Source organism: Paraclostridium benzoelyticum, assembly GCF_001006285.1.
GTDB lineage: Bacteria > Bacillota > Clostridia > Peptostreptococcales > Peptostreptococcaceae > Paraclostridium > Paraclostridium benzoelyticum.
In genome coordinates, this window is the sequence record NZ_LBBT01000102.1 from 1 (window position 1) to 1,029 (window position 1,029).

At 31.2% G+C, this 1,029-nt stretch carries 2 protein-coding genes; both read left to right on the forward strand.

The window, feature by feature from the left end; all coding sequences use genetic code 11:
- Positions 1 to 54: 54 nt before the first annotated feature.
- On the forward strand, positions 55 to 180 hold the full coding sequence (locus VN21_RS19200) for a hypothetical protein (protein ID WP_264303189.1): 126 nt from the start codon (positions 55 to 57) through the stop codon (positions 178 to 180).
- A gap of 9 nt (positions 181 to 189) precedes the next feature.
- The gene (locus VN21_RS04530; RefSeq protein WP_305071800.1) at positions 190 to 996 is read left to right on the forward strand and encodes a CotA family spore coat protein; all 807 of its coding nucleotides are present in this window, start codon (positions 190 to 192) and stop codon (positions 994 to 996) included.
- The last annotated feature ends 33 nt before the right edge of the window (positions 997 to 1,029 follow it).

The following is a 1,029-nucleotide window of genomic DNA, read 5'->3' on the forward strand; positions in this document are numbered from 1 at the left end:
TATAGAGAAAAACTTAATCTCTATATATTAATCAATATAAAGGAGTGCAATCCATTGAGCGAAAATAATAGATATATGAATTGTTGCGAATATGAAAAATGTAACTGCAATAAGTGTGAAAAAAAAGAGTACCCTAAAAAAGAAATAAATTATTGTAATCAAAATAAACATTATCCATAGAAAAAGCATATAGAATGCTGCTGTAAGCCTAGTATGAAAAAAGCTTTAGAACTATTAAGTTGTGAAGGTATAAGAGAAAATGTAGATTTTAATGCTTTTGCTTTCATTACAGATTTCTTTGTTGTTGGAAGTCCATTAGTATTATTAGGTCTTTTGCCTAATGCAAAAATAGATAACTTATCTGCTATACTTGACGGTTCTTTAAATAAATTACCAGGCTGCGAATGTGATACTATAGATATAAGTGGTAGAGCATTATATCCAGTGCCACTACCTGTAGATGACCCTATAGGTTTATTGCAATCTATTGTAGACGCTTTAACAGCTCTTGGTATTCCTGGATTACAGCCATTAATAGATCTTCTTGAAGTTATAATACTTTTAGGAGAAGATGTAATAGCACCTGTTATTGATGTACTAATAGACTTACTTGCTACACTTCCTAATGTAGACTTAGCATCATTATGTAATCTAAAAGCTGTAGCTTTCCAAACACTTCCAGGCCTTATCCCAGGATGCACTACTTCTGAAATTACGTACTACCAAGCTGTTAGACATAAGTTTAAATGCTTACTTGGTAAAGACTGTGAAAAAGATGATTGCAACCCTGAGTGTGAAGAATGCTGTTGTAATGAAGGTATATTAAAAGAATTAGCAGGTGGAAATATAACTGGTACTGCTACATTAACAGCAGGATCTTTAAGCTTACAAGGTGCTGAAGTATTTGGTAGCATAGGTAATGTAATAGTACTTGGTAATGAAGGAGAAAACAAGGTTTACTTTGTTTGTGCTGATGCTGTATCTTTAATAGGATAATATAAAATATATAATTTTAATAAATATATATTA